General features: G+C 40.9%; 23 protein-coding genes. 20 read left to right on the forward strand and 3 right to left on the reverse strand.

Annotated features, from left to right (window positions below; genetic code table 11):
• The first annotated feature begins 6 nt into the window (after nt 1-6).
• From ACQKL0_RS08180 to ACQKL0_RS08240, 13 genes are all read left to right on the forward strand, one after another.
• Nucleotides 7-1,200 (forward strand): CCA tRNA nucleotidyltransferase, encoded by a 1,194-nt coding sequence (locus ACQKL0_RS08180; protein WP_427650622.1) that lies wholly within the window; start codon nt 7-9, stop codon nt 1,198-1,200.
• Nucleotides 1,185-2,165 (forward strand): biotin--[acetyl-CoA-carboxylase] ligase, encoded by a 981-nt coding sequence (locus ACQKL0_RS08185; protein ID WP_427650620.1) that lies wholly within the window; start codon nt 1,185-1,187, stop codon nt 2,163-2,165. Before ACQKL0_RS08180 ends, ACQKL0_RS08185 begins: the two co-directional genes overlap by 16 nt.
• A 360-nt stretch (nt 2,166-2,525) precedes the next feature.
• A complete protein-coding gene (gene panB, locus ACQKL0_RS08190; protein WP_427687032.1) occupies nt 2,526-3,356 on the forward strand; it encodes a 3-methyl-2-oxobutanoate hydroxymethyltransferase in 831 nt (276 codons plus the stop codon).
• Nucleotides 3,353-4,198: a pantoate--beta-alanine ligase gene (gene panC, locus ACQKL0_RS08195; RefSeq protein WP_402869128.1), complete on the forward strand. Its 846-nt coding sequence runs from the start codon at nt 3,353-3,355 to the stop codon at nt 4,196-4,198. Before panB ends, panC begins: the two co-directional genes overlap by 4 nt.
• Nucleotides 4,199-4,227: 29 nt before the next feature.
• The gene (gene panD, locus ACQKL0_RS08200) at nt 4,228-4,611 is read left to right on the forward strand and encodes an aspartate 1-decarboxylase (protein ID WP_402869126.1); all 384 of its coding nucleotides are present in this window, start codon (nt 4,228-4,230) and stop codon (nt 4,609-4,611) included.
• 180 nt (nt 4,612-4,791) lie between these two features.
• Entirely contained in the window at nt 4,792-7,572 is a 2,781-nt protein-coding gene (gene dinG, locus ACQKL0_RS08205) for an ATP-dependent DNA helicase DinG (protein WP_427591751.1), read from the forward strand.
• Nucleotides 7,573-7,730: 158 nt separating this feature from the next.
• Nucleotides 7,731-7,901 carry a YpmA family protein gene (locus ACQKL0_RS08210; RefSeq protein WP_214772022.1) on the forward strand — a complete coding sequence of 57 codons (171 nt, stop codon included), beginning with the start codon at nt 7,731-7,733 and terminating at the stop codon, nt 7,899-7,901.
• A 17-nt stretch (nt 7,902-7,918) separates the two neighbouring features.
• Nucleotides 7,919-8,395, forward strand: a complete 477-nt coding sequence (locus ACQKL0_RS08215) for a DUF5590 domain-containing protein (protein ID WP_427686926.1) — start codon at nt 7,919-7,921, stop codon at nt 8,393-8,395.
• A 19-nt stretch (nt 8,396-8,414) separates the two neighbouring features.
• The gene (locus ACQKL0_RS08220; RefSeq protein ID WP_427686928.1) at nt 8,415-9,599 is read left to right on the forward strand and encodes a pyridoxal phosphate-dependent aminotransferase; all 1,185 of its coding nucleotides are present in this window, start codon (nt 8,415-8,417) and stop codon (nt 9,597-9,599) included.
• A gap of 210 nt (nt 9,600-9,809) precedes the next feature.
• Nucleotides 9,810-11,102 (forward strand): asparagine--tRNA ligase, encoded by a 1,293-nt coding sequence (gene asnS / locus ACQKL0_RS08225; RefSeq protein WP_427686930.1) that lies wholly within the window; start codon nt 9,810-9,812, stop codon nt 11,100-11,102.
• Between the two features lie 127 nt (nt 11,103-11,229).
• Nucleotides 11,230-11,925, forward strand: coding sequence for a DnaD domain-containing protein (locus ACQKL0_RS08230; RefSeq protein WP_427686932.1), 696 nt, complete (start codon nt 11,230-11,232; stop codon nt 11,923-11,925).
• A 22-nt stretch (nt 11,926-11,947) separates the two neighbouring features.
• The gene (gene nth, locus ACQKL0_RS08235; RefSeq protein ID WP_402869114.1) at nt 11,948-12,604 is read left to right on the forward strand and encodes an endonuclease III; all 657 of its coding nucleotides are present in this window, start codon (nt 11,948-11,950) and stop codon (nt 12,602-12,604) included.
• Complete coding sequence (locus tag ACQKL0_RS08240; protein WP_427686934.1) at nt 12,601-13,140, forward strand: YpoC family protein; 540 nt, start codon at nt 12,601-12,603, stop codon at nt 13,138-13,140. Before nth ends, ACQKL0_RS08240 begins: the two co-directional genes overlap by 4 nt.
• 14 nt (nt 13,141-13,154) lie before the next feature.
• On the opposite strand, the gene ACQKL0_RS08245 is transcribed toward ACQKL0_RS08240, so the two are convergent.
• Entirely contained in the window at nt 13,155-15,851 is a 2,697-nt protein-coding gene (locus ACQKL0_RS08245) for a PBP1A family penicillin-binding protein (RefSeq protein ID WP_427686936.1), read from the reverse strand.
• A 29-nt stretch (nt 15,852-15,880) separates the two neighbouring features.
• Entirely contained in the window at nt 15,881-16,492 is a 612-nt protein-coding gene (recU, locus tag ACQKL0_RS08250) for a Holliday junction resolvase RecU (RefSeq protein WP_402869109.1), read from the reverse strand.
• A 135-nt stretch (nt 16,493-16,627) separates the two neighbouring features.
• Here recU and ACQKL0_RS08255 point away from each other — a divergent pair, with 135 nt between their 5' ends.
• From ACQKL0_RS08255 to ACQKL0_RS08270, 4 genes are all read left to right on the forward strand, one after another.
• Nucleotides 16,628-17,584: a DUF2515 family protein gene (locus ACQKL0_RS08255; RefSeq protein WP_427686938.1), complete on the forward strand. Its 957-nt coding sequence runs from the start codon at nt 16,628-16,630 to the stop codon at nt 17,582-17,584.
• A gap of 349 nt (nt 17,585-17,933) precedes the next feature.
• A complete protein-coding gene (locus tag ACQKL0_RS08260; protein WP_427686940.1) occupies nt 17,934-18,203 on the forward strand; it encodes a hypothetical protein in 270 nt (89 codons plus the stop codon).
• Between the two features lie 83 nt (nt 18,204-18,286).
• Nucleotides 18,287-18,655 carry a YppE family protein gene (locus tag ACQKL0_RS08265; RefSeq protein WP_402956741.1) on the forward strand — a complete coding sequence of 123 codons (369 nt, stop codon included), beginning with the start codon at nt 18,287-18,289 and terminating at the stop codon, nt 18,653-18,655.
• Nucleotides 18,656-18,731: 76 nt separating this feature from the next.
• Nucleotides 18,732-19,376, forward strand: coding sequence for a YppG family protein (locus tag ACQKL0_RS08270; RefSeq protein ID WP_427686942.1), 645 nt, complete (start codon nt 18,732-18,734; stop codon nt 19,374-19,376).
• Nucleotides 19,377-19,448: 72 nt separating this feature from the next.
• Here the strand turns inward: ACQKL0_RS08270 and ACQKL0_RS08275 are convergent, their stop codons facing one another.
• The gene (locus ACQKL0_RS08275) at nt 19,449-19,913 is read right to left on the reverse strand and encodes an Hsp20/alpha crystallin family protein (protein ID WP_427686944.1); all 465 of its coding nucleotides are present in this window, start codon (nt 19,911-19,913) and stop codon (nt 19,449-19,451) included.
• A 140-nt stretch (nt 19,914-20,053) separates the two neighbouring features.
• On the opposite strand from ACQKL0_RS08275, the gene ACQKL0_RS08280 reads away from it, so the two are divergent.
• From ACQKL0_RS08280 to ACQKL0_RS08290, 3 genes are all read left to right on the forward strand, one after another.
• The gene (locus tag ACQKL0_RS08280) at nt 20,054-20,821 is read left to right on the forward strand and encodes an alpha/beta fold hydrolase (protein ID WP_402869098.1); all 768 of its coding nucleotides are present in this window, start codon (nt 20,054-20,056) and stop codon (nt 20,819-20,821) included.
• 155 nt (nt 20,822-20,976) lie between these two features.
• On the forward strand, nt 20,977-23,223 hold the full coding sequence (locus tag ACQKL0_RS08285) for a DEAD/DEAH box helicase (RefSeq protein WP_402869871.1): 2,247 nt from the start codon (nt 20,977-20,979) through the stop codon (nt 23,221-23,223).
• A 103-nt stretch (nt 23,224-23,326) separates the two neighbouring features.
• Nucleotides 23,327-24,592 (forward strand): ribonuclease H-like domain-containing protein, encoded by a 1,266-nt coding sequence (locus ACQKL0_RS08290; protein ID WP_403079395.1) that lies wholly within the window; start codon nt 23,327-23,329, stop codon nt 24,590-24,592.
• Nucleotides 24,593-24,733 lie beyond the last annotated feature (141 nt).

Consider the following 24,733-nt stretch of genomic DNA (forward strand, 5'->3'; position numbering starts at 1 on the left):
ACATAGTTGGATCGGTTATTTATAGAAGCGGTACCCATTCTTGAAAGAATTGAAGAAGCGGGGTTCGAAGCTTATTTTGTTGGTGGATCGGTCAGGGACTATATTCTCGGCAGGCCCATTAATGACGTGGATATCGCAACCTCCGCTACACCTTTGGAAGTTAAAGGGATATTCCCAAAAACGGCGGATGTGGGAATCGAACATGGAACTGTATTAGTGATACTGGAGTCAGGGACATATGAAATTACTACTTTTCGAACAGAGAGTGGATACACGGATTATCGTAGGCCTGATTCAGTAAAATTCGTCCGTTCTTTGACTGAGGATCTACAAAGAAGAGATTTTACGATAAATGCAATCGCTATGGACAAATCGGGGGTCATCTTCGACCCATACAAGGGCCAACTTGACCTTTTTCAAAAAAAGATAACGACTGTTGGTAACCCACATGATCGTTTTGCTGAAGATGGTCTTAGGATGATGCGAGCATTAAGGTTCGTCAGTCAGCTGAATTTTCAACTTGATGAAGAAACATTCCAATCCTTAAAGGAGAACGGGCCTATTTTACGGGAGATTGCCGTTGAAAGAATTCTTGTAGAATTTGAAAAGCTATTAGCCGGCGACAATCGGATAAAGGCACTAAGTCTTTTACTGGATAGTGGATTATATCAGTTTCTTCCCCAATTTGCTGGTCAAAAGGAAAAGTTGGAAAGGGTATTGCTTCTCCCCCTTCATCAATTGACAGTGCCTGAGTTATGGGCGGTCGTCCTCATCCAGGCAGATATGGAGGATATTGAGGAAGTATTGAGAGCATGGAAGCTTCCTTTAAAATCAATCAGGAATGTCCAACGTATTATACAATTGGTCGAAAAGGAACCTGGATTTGAAGATTCCACTTTTGATGTATTCCAGGCAGGTCATATCGAAGCGGTTCAGGCAGCCAAAGTTAAGGCAATTCTCGAAGGCAGAAACGTATTAGAAGCGGAAAAGTCCATGTCTATCAAGTACGAAAACCTTCTTCTAAAGAGTATGTCAGATCTTGATGTAACTGGAGAGGACTTATTGTCATGGCATATAGAAAAACCGGGTCCTTGGGTTAGAAAATACTTGGAACTGATTTTGGCAGCTGTATTGAATTCGGAAATAACAAATGAAAAAGCTGAAATTAAGGAGTGGCTTATGACATGCAATCTGATTTAAGGACTAAACTGATGCAAGCCCTCTCTAAAGCGAATGGAACATTTATTTCAGGACAGGAAATTGCTGAGTATATTGGCTGTTCCCGTACCGCCGTTTGGAAACATATAGAGGATTTGCGCGGTGAAGGATATATGGTTGAAGCAGTCCGGAAGAAAGGGTACCGCATTGTATCGGCTCCAGAAAAAGTATCGAAAAGTGAAATTCAATTCGGGCTGGAGACGAAAGCCCTTGGAAAGATGATCCAATATCAGGAATCCGTTGAATCGACACAAAAAATTGCCCACCAGCTGGCTAACGAAGGGGCGGAGGAAGGCACCCTTGTGATAGCCGAGGAACAAGTTTCAGGAAAAGGAAGGCTCATGAGATCTTGGCATTCTCCAAAATTCAGCGGAATTTGGATGAGTCTGATCTTACGTCCAAAAATCCCTCTTCATCAGGCGCCGCAGTTAACCTTGTTGGCTGCAGTTGCTGTAGCACAGGCAATCGAGGATGTTACAGAACTTCAACCTCAGATCAAATGGCCAAATGACCTACTTATTAATCGTAAAAAAGTTACGGGAATCTTAACGGAAATGCAGGCTGAGTCGGATAGAATACATTCCGTCATCATCGGGATCGGAATGAATATCAACCAACAAAAAGAAGACTTTCCAGAGGACCTTCAGGAGAAAGCTTCTTCTCTTTCAATAGAAAGTGGAGTGAAGATTTCAAGGGCCAAGGTCATCCAAAGAGTCCTGCTTCGTCTAGAAGATCTGTATACACTTTATTTACAAGAAGGTTTCATGCCAATTAAGCTCCTGTGGGAGAGTTATGCAATCAGTTTAGGGCAAATTCTTAAAGCAAGTACCGTTAATGATACCATTGTCGGCAAGGCACTTGGAATCACGGATGCTGGCGTTCTTCTTCTCGAAGATGATCAAGGGACCATCCATTCTATTTATTCTGCAGATATAGAAATTCAGTAGATTTTTGTAGAATATAAGAAAAATAAATAGAATAATCGAATGTGGCTTGATATAATTCAAGTGGGCAGTATCGTGAAAGAACTGCACCCCAATAACACAAAAATATTTGAAAATCTGCCTTGATCCAAATGATTGGACGGGGACGGAGGGATGAAACTTCTAAAGATACCAAAGAGATCGACTAAAAGGAAAGTACTTTGAACGTTGATGATAAAGGCCATTTGTTTGGCCATTTTTATCTTCACGAACTAGGGACTCTATTTAGTCGGTCTTTTTTGTGCAGCGAATGTTTAGACACCAGTTTTTTAAAACACTGATGTTTTCATCTCCTCTAATAAAGGAGGAAACGTAATGAAGTTGATGTCCGGTGATTTTTTGAAAATGAAACAAAAAGGTGAAAAAATTGTCATGCTGACCGCCTATGATTATCCATCGGCAAAGTTAGCCGAGCAATCAGGGGTTGATATGATTTTGGTCGGGGATTCGTTAGGAATGGTGGTTCTAGGTTACGACTCCACCATTCCTGTGACTGTTGAAGACATGATTCACCATACAAAAGCGGTGAAACGAGGGGCTCCTGATACATTTGTCGTAACGGATATGCCTTTCATGAGCTATCATCTATCTTTGGATGAAACGCTCAAGAATGCAGCTCTCATTATGCAGGAAGGCCATGCCGATGCTGTGAAGGTTGAAGGGGCGGACGATGTGGTCGAAAAGATTTCGGCTTTGACGAAGGCAGGAATTCCGGTAGTCGCACACCTAGGATTGACACCCCAATCTGTAGGCGTGCTCGGAGGATATAAGGTTCAAGGAAAAGATGCCGAAGCTGCCCAAAAGCTAATGGAAGATGCAAGGAAATGCGAAGCGGCTGGGGCTCTGGCCATTGTTTTTGAGTGTGTACCTTATCAAGTGGGAGAGCGTATTACTAAAGACCTTACAATCCCGACGATTGGAATTGGAGCTGGAGCCGAAACGGATGGACAAGTATTGGTTTTCCATGATCTCATTACGTATGGGGTTGAACGGGTTGCAAAATTTGTCAAGGTATATGGAAATGCCAATGAATTAATTGGAAACTCAATTGAAAGTTATGTGAAAGAAGTAAAATCAAGCGATTTTCCGACGAGAGATCATTCATTTACGATGAAGGAAGAACAACTTCATGCGCTTTACGGAGGAGAAAAATGAAAACTTTTACATCAGCAATAGAATTGCAGAAAGTACTCCGTCATGACAGAACCAATAAAAAAAGTGTAGGCTATGTTGCAACGATGGGGTACTTACACGAAGGGCATGCCTCCCTTATAGAAAATGCCCGTAGAGAGAATGATATCGTAGTTTTAAGTATTTTCGTCAACCCGTTGCAGTTTGGACCCAATGAGGATTTTGCGTCTTATCCCCGTGATTTGGACCGGGATGAAAATCTGGCAGTCAATGCGGGCGTCGATTATCTTTTCTATCCGACCGTGGATGAAATGTATGGTGAAAATCCATCAGTCAAAGTAGTTGTTCAAAACCGCACCGATTGTTTATGTGGTAGAAAGCGACCCGGCCATTTTGATGGCGTAGCAACTGTCGTGACGAAGTTTTTTAATATCATCCTCCCTGATAGGGCGTATTTCGGGATGAAGGATGCCCAGCAGGTCGCAATAATCGACGGGTTGATACAGGACCTCAATTTCCCCATTGAGCTAGTGGCCGTTGATATAGTACGTGAGGAAGATGGTTTGGCAAGGAGCTCACGGAATGTCTTCCTGCTTGAGGATGAGCGTCATGAAGCAAAAGAACTGTACCAAAGTTTATTGAAGGCGAAAGATGCTATTATTTCTGGGGAAAGAAACCCTCAAAAGGTGATAGCTCTCGTCGAGGAGCATATCAAAGCCCGGACAAAAGGCAAAATTGACTATGTTGAAATTTATCAATATCCGGAACTGAAGCTACTTGATGTCCTGAATGGAAATATTATCATTGCTGTGGCCGTTAAGTTCAGACATGCAAGACTCATTGATAATATTATAGTAACGCTATAAAACGAATTCGAATAGTAGGGGGAACGATCATGTTTCGGACAATGATGAATGGGAAAATCCATCGGGCAAGGGTGACTGAAGCCAATTTGAATTATGTGGGAAGCATCACGATAGATGAAGATATTATTGATGCAGTGGGCATCGTGCCCAATGAGAAAGTGGCGATTGTCAACAATAATAATGGTGCTCGACTGGAAACATATGTGATAGCGGGAGAACGTGGAAGTGGGGTTGTCTGCTTAAATGGAGCAGCAGCAAGATTAGTCCAGCCTGATGATATTGTCATTATCATTTCTTATGTGATGGTGGCTGAAGAAAGGGTGAGTGATCACCAACCTAAAGTGGCAATCATGAATGAAAGGAACCAAATCATTGAATTGATTTCACACGAACCTGCAGCGACAATCTTGTAAGCAAAGAGGGCGGCTCAACATCTATATGTTGAGCATGCCCCTTTTTTATGCAACCAGACTCCTGAACCTATGTCCATCTGGCAATCGGAGTGTTTCCTTTATTCTGTGTAGTATGGTATAAAAAAGGTATAAAGAATTCCATCAGCTAGTGGAGAAAGTGAAGTTTGAGGTGTACAATTCATGACACAACGATATGTAGTGGTTGACTTAGAAACAACAGGGAATTCACCCAAAAAAGGGGATAGGATCATTCAGTTTGCTGGTGTGGTCATTGAAAATGATCAGATTGTTGATACCTATTCAACATTCATCCATCCTGGGCAGGAAATATCCCTTTTCATTGAAGAATTGACAGGGATAAGTAATGAGACAGTAAAGGATGCGCCAGATTTTGAAGATGTCGCGGAAAAAATTGCCCATCTTATAGAAGGGGCTTGCTTTGTTGCCCATAATGTATTATTTGATTTATCTTTTCTACAGGAAGAATTGGTAAGGTGCGGATTTGAGCCCTTTTATGGTTCTACGCTTGATACGGTAGAATTGGCGAAAATCATGAAACCGACTTCCGATGGATATAAATTGCATCAGCTGGCCAAAGAGGAAAATTTAGACCATTCGAGGCCACATCAAGCGGATAGCGATGCATATGCTACCGCTTTATTATTGTTAGAATTGAAAAAAAAGCTGTTGGACCTACCATTGATGACACTTAAGCAATTATACCGGCTATCTTTTTCCTTACAGAGCGAGGTTTCCGAATTAATAGATGCTTGCATTGCGAGCAAACTTACAAAAGCCGAGGTCCGTTTACCAGGTATTACGACATTTAGAGGACTGGCATTTAAAAAAGTAACCGATGATAGTGAGCATATTGAACAAGAAACAGAATTCCCACTCGATGACGAGGGGAAAATAGCCATGCTTCAAAATGCATACCCCGCTTTTGAAGCAAGAGATGGACAGCTTAGCATGATGAACTTAATTCATGATTCCTTCGAATCCCGACAGCATGCGATAATTGAAGCTGGCACGGGAATTGGAAAATCATTGGGTTATTTACTGCCGGCCGTATATTTTGCCAAGAAACATCATGAACCTGTCGTCGTTTCGACATATACTCTTCAGTTGCAGGATCAGCTCCTTCAAAATGAAGTACCTAAACTGAAGAAGATCCTTCCTTTTTCCTTTCAAGCCGTTTTGCTAAAAGGAAGAAGCAATTACCTGAGCCTGGCAAAGTTTGAGCGGGCATTGCGAGAAAAGGAAGATAATTATGAAACTGCTTTAACAAAAATGCAGATATTGGTCTGGTTGACGGAAACGGCAACAGGGGATAAAGATGAATTGAATCTTACTAGTGGTGGACAATTGTTTTGGAACAGGCTTCAAAGTGATGGTCTTACATATGTAGGTTTGAAAAAACCCTGGATTGAACTGGACTTCTTTGAACGGGCCAAGAAAACAGCCGCAAAAGCAGATATTATCATTACAAACCATTCCTTTTTAATGAGTGACCTCCTTACAGAAGACGCCCTTATTCCCAAAGAAGGGTATTTAGTCTTGGATGAGGCCCATCACTTGGAACAGGCGGCTTCCACACAACTTGGTAGGAGGCTCCATTATATTTCAGTAAAGACCATGCTAAACAGGCTAGGGACCTTCGATCAAAAGCAGTTATTTTATAGACTTGAAAAATTGCTTTCGAACAATGGATGGTCGGATGGCAGTCCAACCTATACATTTGATCAAAAGCTAAGTGACTTTTCATATGAATTCGATCAACTTTTTTATTTCTTGTCCAATCAAGCAGAAAAACTCTCACGGTCTATAGGTCCGAAGCGAATTGCTTTTAAAATAGAAGACCCTTCCTGGAAACAGGCGATACTTATAGCGGAACGGTTAGTGGATCTATCAGGTTCAATGATCATGGAACTTGAGAGGCGATTGCATCGTTTAATGGATAATGAATCATCTTTAGGGAAAAATGCCTTGTTTTACCTGAATGATATCGAAGTGTTGCTTGGACATCTTCAGGATACAAGAGATTCCTTACATGAATGTTTCATTAAGCCTCATGAAGAAAATATTTATTGGCTTGATTATACAAAAGCGGCGCCACAGCACGGTGTTACGTTGACGGTTCAACCGATATCAGGAAGCAAATGGTTGTGGGACTCTTACTTTGGACGTCAGAAGAGTGTAGTCATGACATCTGCTACGTTAGCCGTGAAACATTCCTTCCAGTATTTCAAGGCACAGCTTGGTTTGGAAAAAGAATTGATACAGACGGCCATCTACCCTTCACCATTCCCTTATAAGGACTTGGTAAAAGTGTTGGTGCCGAATGATATCCCCGATATAAACTGTTTAACAGTGGATGAGTTTTCCGAGAATGCAGCTAACCATATAATTGTTGCTGCCCAGGCTGCCAAGGGCAGGATGATGGTTTTATTTACTTCACATGAGATGTTGCGTGCCACATATTATGCCATAAAAGATTCCGAGGTCTTGGATGATTTCACTTTGTTTGCACAGGGGATTTCTGGTGGAAGCAGGATGAGGTTGTTAAGGAATTTCCAAAATTTCGAGAAAGCAGTGCTCTTCGGGACGACGAGCCTATGGGAAGGTGTCGATATACCAGGAGAAGATCTATCATGTCTGGTCATTGTCAGGCTTCCTTTTTCACCTCCCGATGAGCCGGTTACGGCTGCAAAATGTCAGCTACTCGAAAAACAGGGGAAGAACGCCTTTTCGGCATATTCCTTACCTGAAGCACTGTTAAGGTTCCGTCAGGGATTCGGTAGGTTAATCCGTACGCCAGAGGATCGGGGTTTGCTGATCGTATTGGATCGACGTGTTATCACGGCTAAATATGGGCATGAGTTTAAAAAATCGATTCCCCCTATCGATTGGAAAAATGTCTCCATCAGAGAAATGGCGGATTTGATAGAAGAGTGGATTTAATGACTCTTCTATTCTTTTCCTATTATAGGTGGAATTTTGCGAAATAATGAAGAAAAATAACCTATGAACTGGTATAATGTGAAAGGTAGTTATGCCTTCAAATTCCATACATACCAGTGGTTGTTGACAATTTTTAGTTAAAATGGAGGAGCATTTTCATGGAGAGCAAAATTGAAGTGATCTCGACAGTCAGGCTGCAAAATTCACCTGATTTGTATAAGATTGTGGATTCTTTGAATCGAACGTTGAAAAAGGACGATTTGATGTTCGGGCTGGCATTGGATTCACAAGATCAAGAAAAAGCGATATTTACTATTTATCGTACATAGAAAGAGGGAAAGCGGCTTTGAAAAAATGGTTGGTTATTGCTTCTATCCTAGTCCTTTGTTTTATCGGTTTTGTCAGCGGAGCATACATTAAAGCATTACAGCATAAAAAAGAAGCTGGTAATGAGGCTTTTGAAAAGGCAAAGAAAGCAGGCGGAATTGATACCAAGGATGAGTTTTACCTTTATAATGGTCAAACCTTATATTCTGTTATCATTGGCAAGACGAAAAATGGAAGTAAAAAAATCGTCTGGATTCCTGAGGACGAGAAGAAAAAAATAGTTGTGAGGAATTTTAAAGACGGTAAGACAAAAAAAGAAATTTTAAACATAGTGAATGATAAGCTAAAACCTGAAGAAATCATATCTGTTAAGCTTGGTATGGAAAAGGATGTTCCTCTTTGGGAGGTAACATATCTCGACGATTCTGAACGGTATAATTATGATTATTACGATTTCAAAACAGGGGAATGGCTTAAGTATTATCGAAGTATATAGAATGGAGGATTTTACTACTATGAAATTAGCTAATCGGGTTCAGTCATTAACACCCTCAACAACACTGGCAATCACAGCAAAAGCAAAAGAACTCAAAGCACAAGGTCTTGATATTATTGGCTTAGGGGCCGGCGAACCTGACTATAATACTCCTCAACATATTATCGATGCAGCCATGCAATCCATGAATGAAGGACAAACCAAATACACGCCTTCTGCTGGGCTTCCAAAACTGAAAGCCGCGATTGCAGCAAAGTTAAAACGTGATCAAGGCCTAGAGTATAAGCCTTCTGAAATTATTGTCGGATCCGGTGCAAAACATGCGCTTTATACATTGTTCCAAGCAATTTTGGACGAAGAAGATGAAGTAATTGTTCCTATACCATATTGGGTAAGTTACCCAGAGCAGATTAAGCTTGCTGGCGGAAAACCCGTGTATGTTGTTGGCTCTGAAGAAAACCAGTATAAGATCACAAAGGAACAACTCGAAGAATCCATCACTGATAAAACGAAAGCGGTCATCATCAACTCTCCAAGCAACCCGACTGGCATGCTCTATTCTAAAGATGAGTTAGAAGCCATCGGTAAAGTTTGCATAGATCATGATATTTTAATCATCTCGGACGAAATCTATGAAAAATTGGTATATGGAACTGCAAAACATATATCGATTGCAGAAATTTCTCTTGAATTGAAAAAGCAAACGATCATCATCAACGGGGTTTCTAAATCACATTCCATGACAGGATGGAGAATTGGTTATGCAGCAGGTGATGAGGCCATCATCAAGGCCATGACAAACCTAGCTAGCCATAGTACATCCAATCCTACTACCACGGCTCAATATGGTGCAATTGCAGCATATGATGGCCCACAGGAACCGGTAGAGGAAATGCGTCAAGCATTTGAAAGTAGATTGGATACGATTTATGCAAAATTAGTAGATATACCGGGAGTAAGCTGCATTAAACCGCAGGGGGCATTTTATTTGTTCCCGAATGTGAAACGTGCAATTGAATTAACAGGGTTCAGTAATGTCGAAGAGTTTACTACCGCTTTATTAGAAGAAGCTCAAGTGGCGGTCATCCCAGGTTCAGGATTCGGGGCTCCGGATAACATCAGATTATCCTACGCAACATCTTTGGACCTACTTGAAGCAGCCGTTGAAAGAATTCATACATTCGTTAAAGCGAAAATGGCGTAGTATTTGAAAAGCCTACAGGTCCCCTATTTCGTTTAGGGGGTTTGTAGGCTTTTTTATATCTTCCCTATTTTTTATATGGATAAAAGATTATGAGCAGTAAAGTAGACATTTATAGTAGATTAGCTGAATAATTTGCTTGTAATGAGCCCTATAGGTATAATAAATAGAGTAAATTTCTTAGTAGTTAAGTTATATTTGGAGGGAAATTCGGTGAAAATTACAATAAAAGATGCTAGCAAATTTGTCGATCAAGAAGTGACAATTGGAGGCTGGCTTGCTAATAAGCGTTCTAGTGGTAAAATTGCTTTCCTTCAAATCCGCGATGGCTCTGGTTTCATCCAAGGGGTAGTCGTGAAGGCTGATGTAGGAGAAGACCTTTTCTCTACTGCAAAGTCGGTATCACAAGAATCTTCCATGTATGTTACGGGAGTCATTCAGAAGGATGAGCGTTCACCTTTTGGTTATGAGCTACAGGTGAACAATATTGAAATCATTCATGATTCAGTTGATTACCCAATCACTCCGAAAGCTCATGGACCAGAATTCTTAATGGATAATCGTCATCTATGGCTTCGTTCGAAGCGTCAACATGCGGTTATGAAAATCCGTAACGAAATCATTCGTGCTACATATGAATTCTTCAATGATGAAGGTTTTGTCAAAGTGGACCCGCCGATTTTAACTGGTAGCGCACCAGAGGGAACGAGTGAGTTGTTTGCGACAAAATATTTTGATGAGGATGCCTATCTATCACAAAGCGGTCAGCTTTATATGGAAGCTGCAGCCATGGCGTTAGGAAAAGTATTTTCTTTCGGTCCGACTTTCCGGGCAGAGAAATCTAAGACAAGAAGGCATTTAATCGAATTCTGGATGATTGAACCGGAAATGGCTTTCGTGGAATTCAAAGAAAACCTAGAAGTCCAGGAACAATTTGTCACAGCCGTCATTCAGTCTGTTCTGAAGAATTGTCAGCTAGAATTGAATATACTTGGCCGTGACACGACAAAGCTTGAACAAATCAAGGCTCCGTTCCCGCGGATCACTTACGATGAAGCTATCAAGTTCCTTCATGAACAAGGGTTTGAAGATATTCAATGGGGAGACGATTTCGGCTCACCACATGAAACGGCAATTGCTGAAAGCTATGATAAGCCGGTCTTCATTACACACTATCCTACTAAAATTAAACCGTTCTATATGCAACCAGATCCAAACCGGGAAGAAGTCGTCTTATGTGCCGACTTGATCGCACCAGAGGGTTATGGTGAGATTATCGGTGGATCGGAAAGAATCCATGATCAGGAGCTTCTTGAACAGCGCATTGCTGAACATGGTTTGAGTGAAGATGCTTATAAATGGTATATGGAATTAAGGAAATATGGATCTGTCCCACATTCTGGATTTGGCCTTGGCTTAGAACGGACAGTGGCATGGATTAGCGGTGTTGAACATGTCCGTGAAACTATTCCTTTCCCACGTCTTTTAAATCGCTTATATCCTTGATTTGTAAAAAAAACGGTTATTTAGCCATACTGGGCGAATAACCGTTTTTTTCTATTAATTCTGTTAAAATTATAAGCTTATTCGTATCACATTTTTCATGTTATACTAATTTAGAGGTGTCCAAAACATGAATAAAGAACATTTATATGCTTGGTTTAAGGAAGGAACGATAACGATTCCATCCTTTTTGTTGACTCACTATAAGACAATGGGGTTGAATGAGCAAGAGATGGTTCTACTACTCCAATTGCAGAATTTTATCGATGGAGATAATCCATTTCCAGCACCGTCTCAACTTTCCGACCGAATGACATTACAGGAATCCGAATGCCTATTTTTAATACAACGTTTGGTTCAAAGAGGATTCGTCCAGATGGTCGTTGAAAATAATCAGGAAATTGGTCAGGAAAAGTATTCGCTCGATCCACTATATGAGAAAATGATGGACTGTTTCTTGAAGTCTTTGAAACAGGCTGAATCTGCCGAGGTACAGAAGGCAGGGGAGAGCCTGTATACAATATTTGAACAGGAGTTCGGGCGTCCATTATCTCCTTTTGAATGTGAAACCCTGGCAATGTGGATGGAGGATGACCATCAACCAGATATCATCAAGGCGGCTTTAAGGGAGGCTGTCATTTCAGGGAAATTGAATTTCCGTTATATAGACCGAATTTTATTCGATTGGAAAAAGAATGGGATTAAAACCTTGGAACAAGCAAGGGAACAAGGACAAAAATTTAGAGTCCATCAAAAAAGGGACCGTAAAATAGAACCGACACAACCACTGAAAGATGTACCCTTTTATAATTGGCTCGAACAGTAATGTGAATTAAAGGAGAACAAACATGCTGAATAAGGCTCAAATTCGTTATTGTCTGGATACGATGGGCGAGATGTTTCCTGATGCCCATTGTGAGCTGAATCACTCCAATCCATTTGAATTGGTGATTGCTGTTGCTCTTTCGGCTCAATGTACAGATGTATTGGTTAATAAAGTTACTCAAAATTTATTTCAAAAATATAAAACGCCTGAAGATTATCTTAGTGTACCGATTGAAGAATTGGAAAATGATATTCGTTCAATCGGTCTGTACCGTAATAAAGCAAAGAACATTCAAAAGTTGTCTAGAATGCTGATAGACGAATATGATAGAAGAGTTCCTAGGGACCGTGATGAGCTTACCAAGTTACCGGGTGTCGGTCGGAAAACGGCCAATGTGGTCGTCTCAGTGGCTTTTGGCGTGCCGGCGATAGCAGTGGATACCCATGTAGAGCGTGTGTCCAAGCGGCTGGGTATATGCCGTTGGAAAGACAATGTCCTTGAGGTGGAAAAAACCTTAATGACCAAAGTGCCAATGGATGAATGGTCCGTTACACATCATAGACTCATTTTCTTTGGTCGCTATCATTGTAAAGCCCAGTCTCCAAAATGTGAAACCTGTCCGCTTCTTGATTTGTGTCGTGAAGGGAAAAAGCGGCTAAAAAGGATAGAAGCCAAATGAACGATTTAAATTCAATAAATGTGCCGGTCGAATTAGACGATCCATTCTTCTTCCCTAAAGAAATAAAAGCTTTAAAAAAGGAAGACTATCAAGAGTGGAGAAATCCCAATGAAGTTGAAGTGTTTTCATATGAGCTGCTTTTTTACAGGGGGGAAGAAGTTTATTCACCTTGGAAGAGTGGGGAAATGCATATACCTGAACTGTTTGAAAAATGGAGGCTCATTAAAAAGGATTGCGAATTGTTATTTTCAAATAGAAAAGCGGGACTGGCTTTGGAGCCTATGAAAGAAGGAATTGGATTATTCCTTTCGGCAGTCTATTGGATGAATGAAAAACCTGTGCAGCTAAGTGCATGGAAGAAACAGATGGAAGCCTGTCCGGTTAAACCGATAAACTTGGTTGAAAGATTATCTTTCATCATGGAAAGACCGGCGTTTTACCATTCATTCAGACAGCTCAGCGAATTATTCATCGAATTGGAAAAGCTCTTTGTAAGAAGCAAGCTAAGAAAAGCGAAAAAAGGTCTAAGCGGTTAAGCTTAGACCTTTTTTTAATTGCCATTTTCTTTATCTTTGTTTTTATTTTTGTCTTTTTCTGGGTCAGGAGCGGGAGCGGGCTCAGGAGTATCCGCGGGTTTATCCTCATCAACTTTTCCTGGATCCTCATCTTCGACATCCTCATCGTCTTTGGTGGCATCATCATTGCCATTACCATTCCCGTTTCCATTGTTCCCGTTGTTATCCGTGTTGCCCTGGTCTGGGTTTTTATCTTTATCTTCGTCTTCATTACCCTCGTCTTCAGTAGGAGTATCTTGTTCCAGATCCTCATCCTCGGCTGGCTCTTCAATATCTTCCTCTTCCTCAGGCTCTTCTTCAATAGCACTAGGAATCTGTACTGTAGCACCAGCAGGGTCGCTTCGTTGATTATCAACGATGGCTACGACAGAAAAAGTATATTTACTTCCCGGTGTAGGGTTTGGAATGGTTAAACTAGTATCCTTCGATTTTTTCAGAACACTTTTTGAGCCGCCGTCAACAGACATTTGGACTTCAAATTGTGGATCTCCATCACTGTGAGACCATGAAAGCTGAATTTCATTGCTTTCCTGATTATAAGACGCACTGACACTAGGTGTATCTATTTTCTCATATTCTGTGGTAACTTGTGTTGGCTCGTGGCCTTTAACATAGTATTCATAACTGATTTTATCACTTGGAGTGTATTGGTTGGCTTTCACTACAGGATTCGATCCTTTAATGACACCAACTTTTGCAACACTGCTCGGCTGTTCAAAGTCTTTCGTTGTTTTTGATTGGGCCATGTGTTCCATCAAATTCTTAAAGATGTATTTTGGTATTCTTTGAGAAGAATCGCCTAGGTATTCCATCTTTTTACCTGCACTATTATCATAACCCGCCCATATGGCAACGGTATAGTTAGTCGTGTAACCAGCCATCCAGCTGTCCTTTACCCCTGAAGCAGGTATGTTGTTTGCTGCACGTTGTTCGGGCGTGAAGTTAGTGGATCCAGTCTTACCAGCGACTGGAAGCCCAGGTATGTTGGCCAATCTACCTGTTCCGTAACTTTCTGTCATGACGCTTTTCAGCATATCCGTCACGATGAAAGCCGTGGAATCTTTCATGACAGGTTTTGTTTCTGTTTTGTTCTTGATGGTTGTTTTATCACGTAATACAATTTTCTTCACGGTATGTGGTTCGTTATAAATCCCACCATTACCGAATGCCCCATATGCTCCGGCAAGTTCTAGAGTGGAAACATCTGTGCCACCGCCAATTGAAGCGGATTCGTTGATTTCCTTATCTTTATCAAAAGGAACGCCAAGGTCAATTGCAAAATCACGTGCTCGTTCCTTCCCGACTTCTTGGAAAGCTTTCAAGGCCGGTATGTTCAATGATCTCGCGAGAGCTTCTCGAATAGGAACCGTTCCATAATGAGTACCTGATGCATTTTTGAGGGGAGTTCCATCAAAGTAGGTATACTCCTCATCTTTAATAGGTTGATAGGTTGACCAGTTTAAATATTCGACAGCTGGACCATAATCTAAGATAGGTTTGATTGTCGACCCTGGTGAACGCTTAGCATCTGTTGCATAGTTCCACCCGCGTTTGACGTTCGTGTTCCTGCCACCACCAACGGCTTTAATTTCGCCTGTTTGCGTATCAAGCAAAGTAACACCGGCTTGTAGATCTTCACTTGGATAACTAACGATATCATTACTATTCAACATTTTATAAACGTATTCTTGGGCGTCTTTATCAATGGTCGTTTGGATTTCCAGACCATCTGTAAACACATTATAGTCACCCATATTTCCGACTTCTTCTATTACCAAATCTATGAAGGCATCATAAGCAGTCGTATCGATTTGGTTTTTATCGACCTCTTGAAGTCCGGCTGTTATTTTAACGTTTTGTGCCTTTTTCATTTCCTGTTCGCTAATGTATCCATGTTTATTCATGAGATGAAGTACAATATCGCGACGTTCTTTTGCCCGTTCTGGATATTTATATGGATCATAGCGACTTGGGCTTTGCGGTAACCCGACAAGCATGGCCACTTCGTTAAGGTCCAATTTATCCAAGTCTTTCCCGTAATATGTTTGCGAAGCCGTCAGAATCCCGTTTGCACGATTGGCAAAGAAAATTTTGTTCACATACATTTCCAGTATTTCTTGTTTTGTATATTTTCTTTCTAGCTGTATGGCCAGCCACATTTCTTGGACTTTCCTTTTAATCGTTTTATCAGGTGTTAAATAAGAGCGTTTGATAACCTGTTGGGTTAAAGTACTAGCACCTTCTGAACCAAAGCCATTTTTGACATTGGCGAGGACTGCGCTGCCTAGACGAAGGAAGTCAACCCCATGGTGGGAATAAAAACGGGAATCTTCTGTTGCCAGGAATGCGTCTTCGACTAGTTCAGGTATATCTTCATAATTGACAAAGTCACGATTCTCAGTGCCGACCTCTCCAAGTAATTTACCTTCTTCATCAAGGATCTTCGAGGTAACGGGGTCTTTTAAAAGGCTTTCGTCGAGCTTTGGAGCATCACTGATAAAGTAAGCTAATGTAGCTCCTCCAGCAACTAAACAAATAATTCCGATTGTAACGAGAATGAGAAAAACTCGCTTAAGCATGTTCGTGGGTTTTTTCGGCCCTTTTTTTGGTGCCTTCTTCTGTGCCTGACCCTGCTTTCTACGTTCTTCTCTTGTATTATATTTTTCAGCCATTACAGCTAACCTGCCTTTCTAGAAAAAAACTAAAAATTTTCTGCGATAAGTAAATCTACTACTTTAATATAGTCAATTCTCGGTTGAAAGCCAAGCGCAATCTTCTTTGAACTGGTCTTGACCTCTTCAAGGGTAATGGATTTGCGTCCACCGTCTTTCATCCGATTCCAATACAACACCAGTTGTTCGGAGCTCATTAAGTATATACTATCCGTCGCAGAAAAGCGGATAATAACAAATGCAATTCCATCATGCTGAACGATTTGCTTCATATGTTCAACTTGGTGTTCGTGAAAATTCTTGAGAGGGAAAGAGTTCCTATTTTTTGTTTCCTTGGCCTCAAAATCAATATATCTACCTTTATAGACCCCATTGTAATCCGTGGTCGATGCTTGCTTGAAGTAAGCTTCTTTAATAACGGCAGCACTTCTTTTAGGATAGTGGACATCCACAATTTGTACGGGTGTCGGCTTTTTATGTATGACAGCAATCCCGTGCGCTAAATAATACTGATTGGTTTCATTCAAATCATCCTCTAATGTTTTTCCACGATTACTGTAACTGAACTTCTTTAGTGGACTTTTCCTTTCTTTCATGGGCTGCGGTACGAACTTCCGTCCGTTGGGATAATTGAATGCCACTTTTACCCCTCCTTTTTTTTCACCTATCTATATTAGCAAAAAAAGAATCCAAAATGTGAATAAAAAGAATTGTTTCTTAGAACGATAGGATTTAACAATTGAAAAATGTCATAATTCCTGGAAGTGGTGGTTCTTATGTATCAGATTACAAGCATGGAAAAGCAATTGTTATCTATTATAAAAGGTCTAACTGCTAAATGGAACAAAGATAATATATCCAGAACCCAAGCTTATGAAAAATTCTTCCTGCTTCATCCTGAAATAAAATGGTCCTTTCTAGCAGGGATGGTTTCCCGTAATGCAGGTTGGAATATGTGTGATCTTAAAGGGGTCTGGTATTCGCAATTATTAGGTTCTAAATATAAACGGCAGTTATTCCTTGCTTACGAAGAAGCGAATTGGCGGATTTTTGAGGATGCCTATCCGCAGTTACTCATCTATCATTATTCGACGAAATTTAAGCGCCCTTTGTTTCACTTATGTCCATATTTTTTTATTACTGATTTCATCATAAATGAGTGGTACTCTTTTTGGGAGGATGGAAATCAGGAAAGATTAATCACCGCCCTTATTATAAATGAACAGAATATCATTGAACCCATCATAAAAAAGCGATCTCTCGTATTTCATTCCATCTTATTTTTTCTACAGGATTGTATGCATTTTAGCACCGTATTATTTCCCACATGTAAAGGGGTGTTATATGGCGCATCCGTTTCTCATTTTCGGAATCTAGATGAAAGAATCGAATTGGGGAAAAGATTGGCTGATCTTCTTTTTAGGAAAGAGCTTTTTCCATTATTTTTGGAATTCGCCAGTCGAACGGAGCCGACCGGATCGAGGTTTGATTATGAACAGTACAGAAAGATACCTAGGCTACATGAAACGCCGATGCTGCGTATGGTTTATCCAATCATCGATCATCATCCCATTCTCCCGGAGAAATGGTGTATAAAGAAAAGATTAAAAAAAGAATGGTTTTTCGAACCGCAGTGGAAAGAAAATCCTCTTTTGACCGATTGGTTCGATCGAAAACAAAAACAATTGCATACGGTCATCTTGCTCAAAAAGCTGGTCTTGAAAAAGAAGTAGGGAAGGCGATGTTTCCGCCTTCCCTGATGTGTGGTCATACCCCTATTCGTTTAGGTAGAGGGTTTGTTTTCACCACTAAGTTTTGGATTACCTTTTCCTGCCTTTTCTGCCGGCGGCTTTTGTCGTTTTTCGTTTTTTTGCTGTCTGCTTTCATTCGACTGCAAATAAATCACCTCCTACTTGTATTCTTGTTTAAAATGGCCAGCTTCATTCGCTCCATATTGTCGAAGGCCCCTATAAATTAAGAAAATTACACTTTCTTTGCCGATTCCCTTCTAGTTTTGTCAACCTAGAAGGGCTTTTTATTTAAAAAAAGAATAGTAACAGGTATAGAATGGGAGGGGTCAGCATGATCAATAAAAGTGTAGCAACAGAAGAAATTTTAAGTATGATAGCTGAAATTAGTACCAGTCTGGATCAATTGGAAAGTGCTTATGGTGAGACCATGAATACGGCTCGTTGTAAGCTATGGGCGGAGCAGCACAATTTAGTGGATGACGCACAGGAAGCGATGGAGAAAGCCGGGGATTTCTTGGTTGAGACAGAAGAAATAAGCCGACCTTATCCCGTTAAATCAATAAAATCAATGGTGGTACCCAAAATTTTAGCGGAAGTATAAAGTGTATAAGTATGAGTCGCTAGAATTTCATTTTTTCGTCAATTCGATTATACTGTTGGAAACATGCTACGGAGGAATTCATCGTGCAAAAAGAGAAACTTCAAAAATTAACCGAACAATTAATACATTACGTAAGTCAAGCGAATGAAATTTATGAAAGTGTTCGAAAGGAAGGAATAGAAAAAGACTTCTTTACGGAGGTCAAGCCGTTTGCCGATCAAGTCCAAGCAAATTGTGCGGAATGGGAGCATGGAATAAAAGAGTGGATGAAAGAAACGCCATTCAAACATCTATTTCCTGAACAAATCGAACAAACGGCCAATAACCTTTCGGATGTCGCGGTTCAGGCATTCTTTCCGAAGACCAGCTATAAACGGTTTAAAAGCCATGTTCAATCCATTGAGTATATCCTTCACAATGTGAAATCAGAAGTGGACAGATTACTATCATGATCTTCCAAACACTAAAATCCTCTTTTTTCATATAATAATGGAACCATGTCAGGAAAAAAGAGGAGACGCATAGAACATGATGAGATCGGATTATAATCCTGTCTTCCCTAATCAAGAGCAGTACCCGCAATCCATGCCTGAATACTGGGGGGGATATCAGCAACCAATGCCGTACCCTCAGCAGTCACCCATTCAGGACCCGAATATGCACCATTACTCTCCCCAGTATAATGGAGGCTTGGTGCCACCCTATCAAGACCCATACCAGCAACCTGCCTTTCCATCCTACCAACCGGTGCCACAACAGGCCATGAATACAGGGGCGGCCCCGGGCAGTAGTGTAATGCAGCCGATGCCACCGAATCAGACAATGCCACCCATGTCACCAATGCCACCTATTCAACCTATGTACCCCAATCAACAAATGCCTGTCAATCAATACATGCCAAAACAAACTCAAGGCATCAACCCTTTTGATAACCCGCTACAGCCGACGAAACGACCTCCGCAAATGCAACAACAAGTTTATAACCCATATCCAAAACAACAATTCATGCAAAAGCAGCAGCCTTCGGGAATTAAGTCTGTCATGAACCAATTTAAAACACAGGACGGATCGATGGATATTACAAAAATGATGAATACGGCTGGACAAATGATGAATACGGTCTCTCAAGTTTCTTCGATGGTCAAGGGAGTAGGGGGGTTCTTCAAAGTTTAGATGGGTAAAATAAAAAAGTAGACGTAAAAGTGACCCAGCCACTTTTTACGTCTACTTAAGTTTGCCCCTAATTCAACCGTTGATCTCAATTCGATTCCCTTTCACTTTAGGCAGATTAAGCGTTAGGATGCCATCGCGATGCCTAGCCCTTACATTTTGTTCATCGATTGGTTTTAAAAAGGAAATGGTTTTTGTTAACTGACTAGATGATTGCGAATTTTGAATGAAGCCTGGGGGTTGGCGAAACTTTTCCCCTACTTTGGACTTCGTGGAGATGGTCACGGATTGTGGCAATAAATCGATGGAAATTTGGCTCCTGGGAATACCGGGCAAGCTTGCGGTAAGGATATATTCCGAATTTGTTTCATCAAGGTAGATGGGGAAAGTTTGTTCTTTAGCTGAGCCAAAGAATCCGTCCAGGGACTGTAGCATGCCTCTGGCGGGCCTTTCAGAGAACAAACGATCCATTTTGTTAATGAAGTGGGTAAAAGGTTCTTTTCTTTCTTGGGGTTGATCATTCTTTTCAAAAGGGGTCATCACGGTCCTCCTATCTAAAAAACTCCTTTGCCTATAGGCTATGTAGAGGCTAAAGATGTGTGAATGGACATAAGTGGTTTAGATATAGACCCACGGGGAATAACAATATTAAACATAATCTTGGGGATGGGGGATTGAAGATGACTGGAAGCAGTAATTTATCATACATAGATCGAGGCGAAGGAAAAGATACACTATTGTTTATTCATGGATTTTGCGGGAGCCATGAATATTGGCAGAAGCTAATTCCAAACTTGCAGAAAAAGTATAGAGTCATTGCGGTCGACCTGCGTGGCCATGGAGCAAGCGAATCGAATGTAACATCTTTTTCTATTGAAGATATGGCTGAGGATATTGCACTCTTTTTAGAAGACCAGGATATCGAGCAGGTATATTTATTCGGGCATTCTCTAGGAGGCTATATAACTTTGGCCTTTGCTGAGAAGTTCCCGGAAAAATTGAACGGATTCTCACTTATTCATTCTACTGCTTTTCCGGATGATGAGGGAGGGAAGGAAGGGCGCATGAAGGCAGTTGAAAAAATTGAGGCTGATGGTATGCCGCCTTTCATTGATGGACTCATCCCTAAGTTATTTGCGGATTCCAATGACCCTCAAATCGAGCAGGTTAAGAGGATTGGATATCAAACGAGGGAAACAGCGGCAATTGGATCGTTACATGCTATGAGAAATAGAAAAGATAAAAATTACGTCTTACAGGATACCAAGCTACCAGTCCTTTTGGTCGCAGGTGAAAAGGATAAAGTCATCGCCCCGGAAAAGACCTTTTCCATAAAGGGTAAGAATATAAAAGAGGTAGTCCTAGAAGGATGCGGCCATATGGGAATGCTTGAAGACCCTGAAAGGCTTGCGAGTGAAATTGAACATTTCATTGAAGAAGTCAAATAGTAGAAGGTGAAAATTTTATCAATTGGTGAAAGCTAAAATTACACTAACTATGGACCTAAGCAGTTTTAGGTCTTTTTTTGTTTGGCAGTATATCCCAACTGGTCAACCAAACGTTTATTCGGTAAACTATTATGTACAAAGAGGTGACTAGTATGATTGGAAAGAAATCACTTTCGGAATTAATAAAAGAATTAAGGGAAAATGAAAATATCATTAATTGGCATGAAATTGAACCGCGGGAAGCGAAGACGAGACCGTTGCCTTCCAGCGTTGACGATAGAATTAAAAATGCTTTGCAAAAAAGAGGGATTGGTGACCTGTATAGCCATCAATACACAGCATATGAAACATTGAGGAAAGGAGAAAATATTGTAGCCGTAACCCCTACGGCTTCGGGAAAAACACTATGTTATAACCTTCCAGTGTTACAATCCATTGCAGAAAATGGGGAAAACCGTGCGTTGTATATTTTCCCGACTAAAGCTCTAGCCCAAGATCAGAAAAGCGAACTGAACGAGATAATCAGTGAAATGGGGATAGACATCAAAAGCTACACCTACGATGGGGATACTTCGCCTGCCATTCGCCAGGTGGTGAGAAAGGCTGGTCATATCGTGATTACAAACCCGGATATGTTGCATTCGGCCATTTTACCGCATCATACAAAGTGGGTGAGTCTCTTTGAAAATCTCAAGTATGTCGTCATTGATGAACTCCATACATATAGGGGCGTGTTTGGAAGCCATGTTGCCAATGTCATTAGAAGGTTGAAACGAATCTGTAAATTTTATGGAAGTAATCCGATCTTTATATGTACATCCGCTACAATCGCCAACCCGAAGGAATTGGCGGAGCAGCTAACTGGTAATCCCATGCGCTTAATAGATGATAACGGAGCGCCTAGCGGTAGAAAACACTTCGTTTTTTATAATCCGCCAATTGTTAATAAGCCCTTGAACATCAGGAAAAGTGCAACTGTAGAGGTTAACAACCTAGCAAAGGAATTCTTGAAGAATAAAATCCAGACCATCGTTTTTGCTCGTAGCCGAGTTAGAGTGGAAATCATATTAAGTCATTTGCAGGACCTCGTGAAAGGTCAAATCGGGTCGAAATCCATTAGGGGCTATCGCGGAGGATATCTCCCAAAACAAAGAAGGGAAATAGAGCGGGGCTTAAGGGAAGGCGATATTCTAGGTGTTGTCAGTACGAACGCTTTAGAATTGGGAGTGGATATAGGGCAGTTACAGGTATGTGTCATGACAGGATACCCGGGAAGTGTGGCGAGTACATGGCAACAGGCTGGGAGAGCAGGGAGAAGGCATGGGGAAGCTTTGATACTGATGGTGGCAAGTTCTACCCCCATAGATCAGTACATTGTACAAAATCCAGAATACTTTTTTGACCGTTCTCCTGAGTCGGCCCGGATTAATCCGGAAAACTTAATTATTCTGGTTGACCATTTAAAGTGTGCCGCTTACGAACTCCCTTTTAAGGAAAATGAAGAATTTGGTCCCTTGGATGTGAAAGAAATTTTGGAGTATCTAGTGGAAGAAAGGGTTATTCACCAAAATGGTGATACATTCTACTGGGCCAATCAATCTTTCCCGGCTGGAAATATCAGTTTACGGTCTGCGTCCCAAGAAAATGTCGTTATAGTCGATCAATCAGAAACGGCAAATGTAAAAATAATCGGGGAAATGGATAGGTTTAGCGCTATGACACTCCTACATGATGAGGCAATTTATTTACATGAAGGAGTCCAATATCAAGTTGAAAAACTAGATTGGGAACATAAAAAGGCATATGTGCGGGAAGTGGACGTGGAATATTACACAGATGCAAACTTAGCCGTACAGCTAAAAGTACTGGAAATAGATAAAACGGTCAATACGAGGGAATCGTCCATCAATTATGGCGATGTTACCATCAATATCTTACCAAGCATCTTTAAAAAGATAAAACTAACGACATTTGAAAACATAGGGTCAGGTCCCATTTACTTACCAGAGGAAGAACTGCATACTAGCGCAACTTGGTTGGAAATAAAAGAAGTTGATTCCACACTTGGCGAAAAAACACTGGAGCAGCTCCTACAAGGGGTTGCTAATGTTTTGGGACACGTAGTTCCCATTCTTGTTATGTGCGATAGGAATGATATCCATGTCGTTGCCCAAATAAAAGCAGCACATACCCAGCTACCCACTATATTTATGTACGATCATTATCCAGGTGGAATAGGGCTAGCTGAAGATGTTTATAAGCGTTTTGACCAGGTGAAAGAGGCAGCGAAGAATCTTATAAGAAAATGCCCATGCAAAGATGGGTGCCCTTCATGTATAGGGACTGAAATAGAAGGGGTACGTGCCAAAAAGAGAAGTGTGGAGTTGCTAGACCAATTTTAGTTGAAAGAAAGAACGAGTTAATTTTAAAGCTCTCCGGATGTTGAACCTGTATTTTCGGTAAAACCATTCAATGGCCGGATTACATGAATAGAGGTGTAGCTTTTTGTCATTGAAAAATAAACTGAATCGCCTGAAGACCCATATGAACCATGAAACACAAGATAGACAACCACTGATAAAGGAATGCGACGACATGGTGAAAACTGACATTCCATTTCTTGAAAAGTGGCTTGGAAATGACACGAGTGCCTACCATTTTGATGGAGATTATTGCTTCGTCCGTGAAGTTCGTTATCCCTTGGAACATAAACATGGTTTGTATTCGTTCCTGGAGTTGAAGGGGATAGTAAAGGCATGGAATCAATCTTCTGTAGAGCACCCCTTGTCTGCTAAAGGGATTAAGGGCGAAGATCTCTTTTTCTTTGATACGGAAACGACAGGACTAGGTGGTGGGGCAGGCAACACCATCTTTTTACTGGGTTACGCTTATTTTGAAGGGGATGAAGTCGTCGTCAAACAGCATATCCTGCCCCAGCCTGGTAGTGAGGTCCCGCTTTACCAAAGCTTTCTTGAGAACATCAATTATGAAACACTTGTTACGTATAATGGAAAGGCATTTGACTGGCCACAGTTAAAAACAAGGCATACCTTGATAAAGGAACATGTCCCGAAGCTTCCGGAATTCGGTCACTTTGATTTATATCATGCTTCAAGACGGCTCTGGAAAGATAAATTAGAACGAGTGAAATTATCTGCAGTGGAAACGGACATTTTAGGGTTTGAACGCGAAGATGATATCCCAGGGTACTTGGCACCAATGATTTATTTCGATTTTGTTGAACGGAAGAATCCGGACATTCTTTTTGGGATCATGAAACATAATGAATTGGATATTTTATCGCTAATCACCTTGTATATTCACTTGTCCCGAAAAATCCTACAAATGGACGGATATACGGAAGAATCATTGGAGATTGCCCGTTGGTTCGCCTACTTAGGGAAAAAGGAAGACTCTGTGGAGGCGTATGAAAAAATAAGGGAAGTCGGAAATGAGGAAGACCGGATCTCGGCAGGTCATGCAATAGCTTTTCAGAAAAAGAAACAAGGGAAATTTGACGAGGCACTTACAATCTGGAAGGAAGTAGCGTTAAATGGGATACCTCGGTTGAGGATTCAGGCTCAGATTGAATGCGCAAAAATTTTGGAGCACCAATCCAAGAATCCCGCTGCTGCCCTTACTTGCACCAAGAAGGCATATCAAGAAATGCTGGAAATGGGCAATGGGAATAGGCTGAACTTGGAGAAAAAACTTTTGGAATTAGAAAAAAGGATGTTGCGGCTTGAAAGAAAAAATAGACTCCTACAATAAAAGCTCTAATGATTAATAAGTAACTACCAATTGCCAAATTCTTCTTGTGATAAAAATGTAGTAAACAAGTATTGTAGCCTCAAGTCATAATGTGTAAAATGATAGTCGTCGAGGATGAATGTAGAAACATCCATCCGTTCA

The organism is Peribacillus sp. NPDC097264, from assembly GCF_050277925.1.
Classification (GTDB): Bacteria; Bacillota; Bacilli; order Bacillales; family DSM-1321; genus Peribacillus.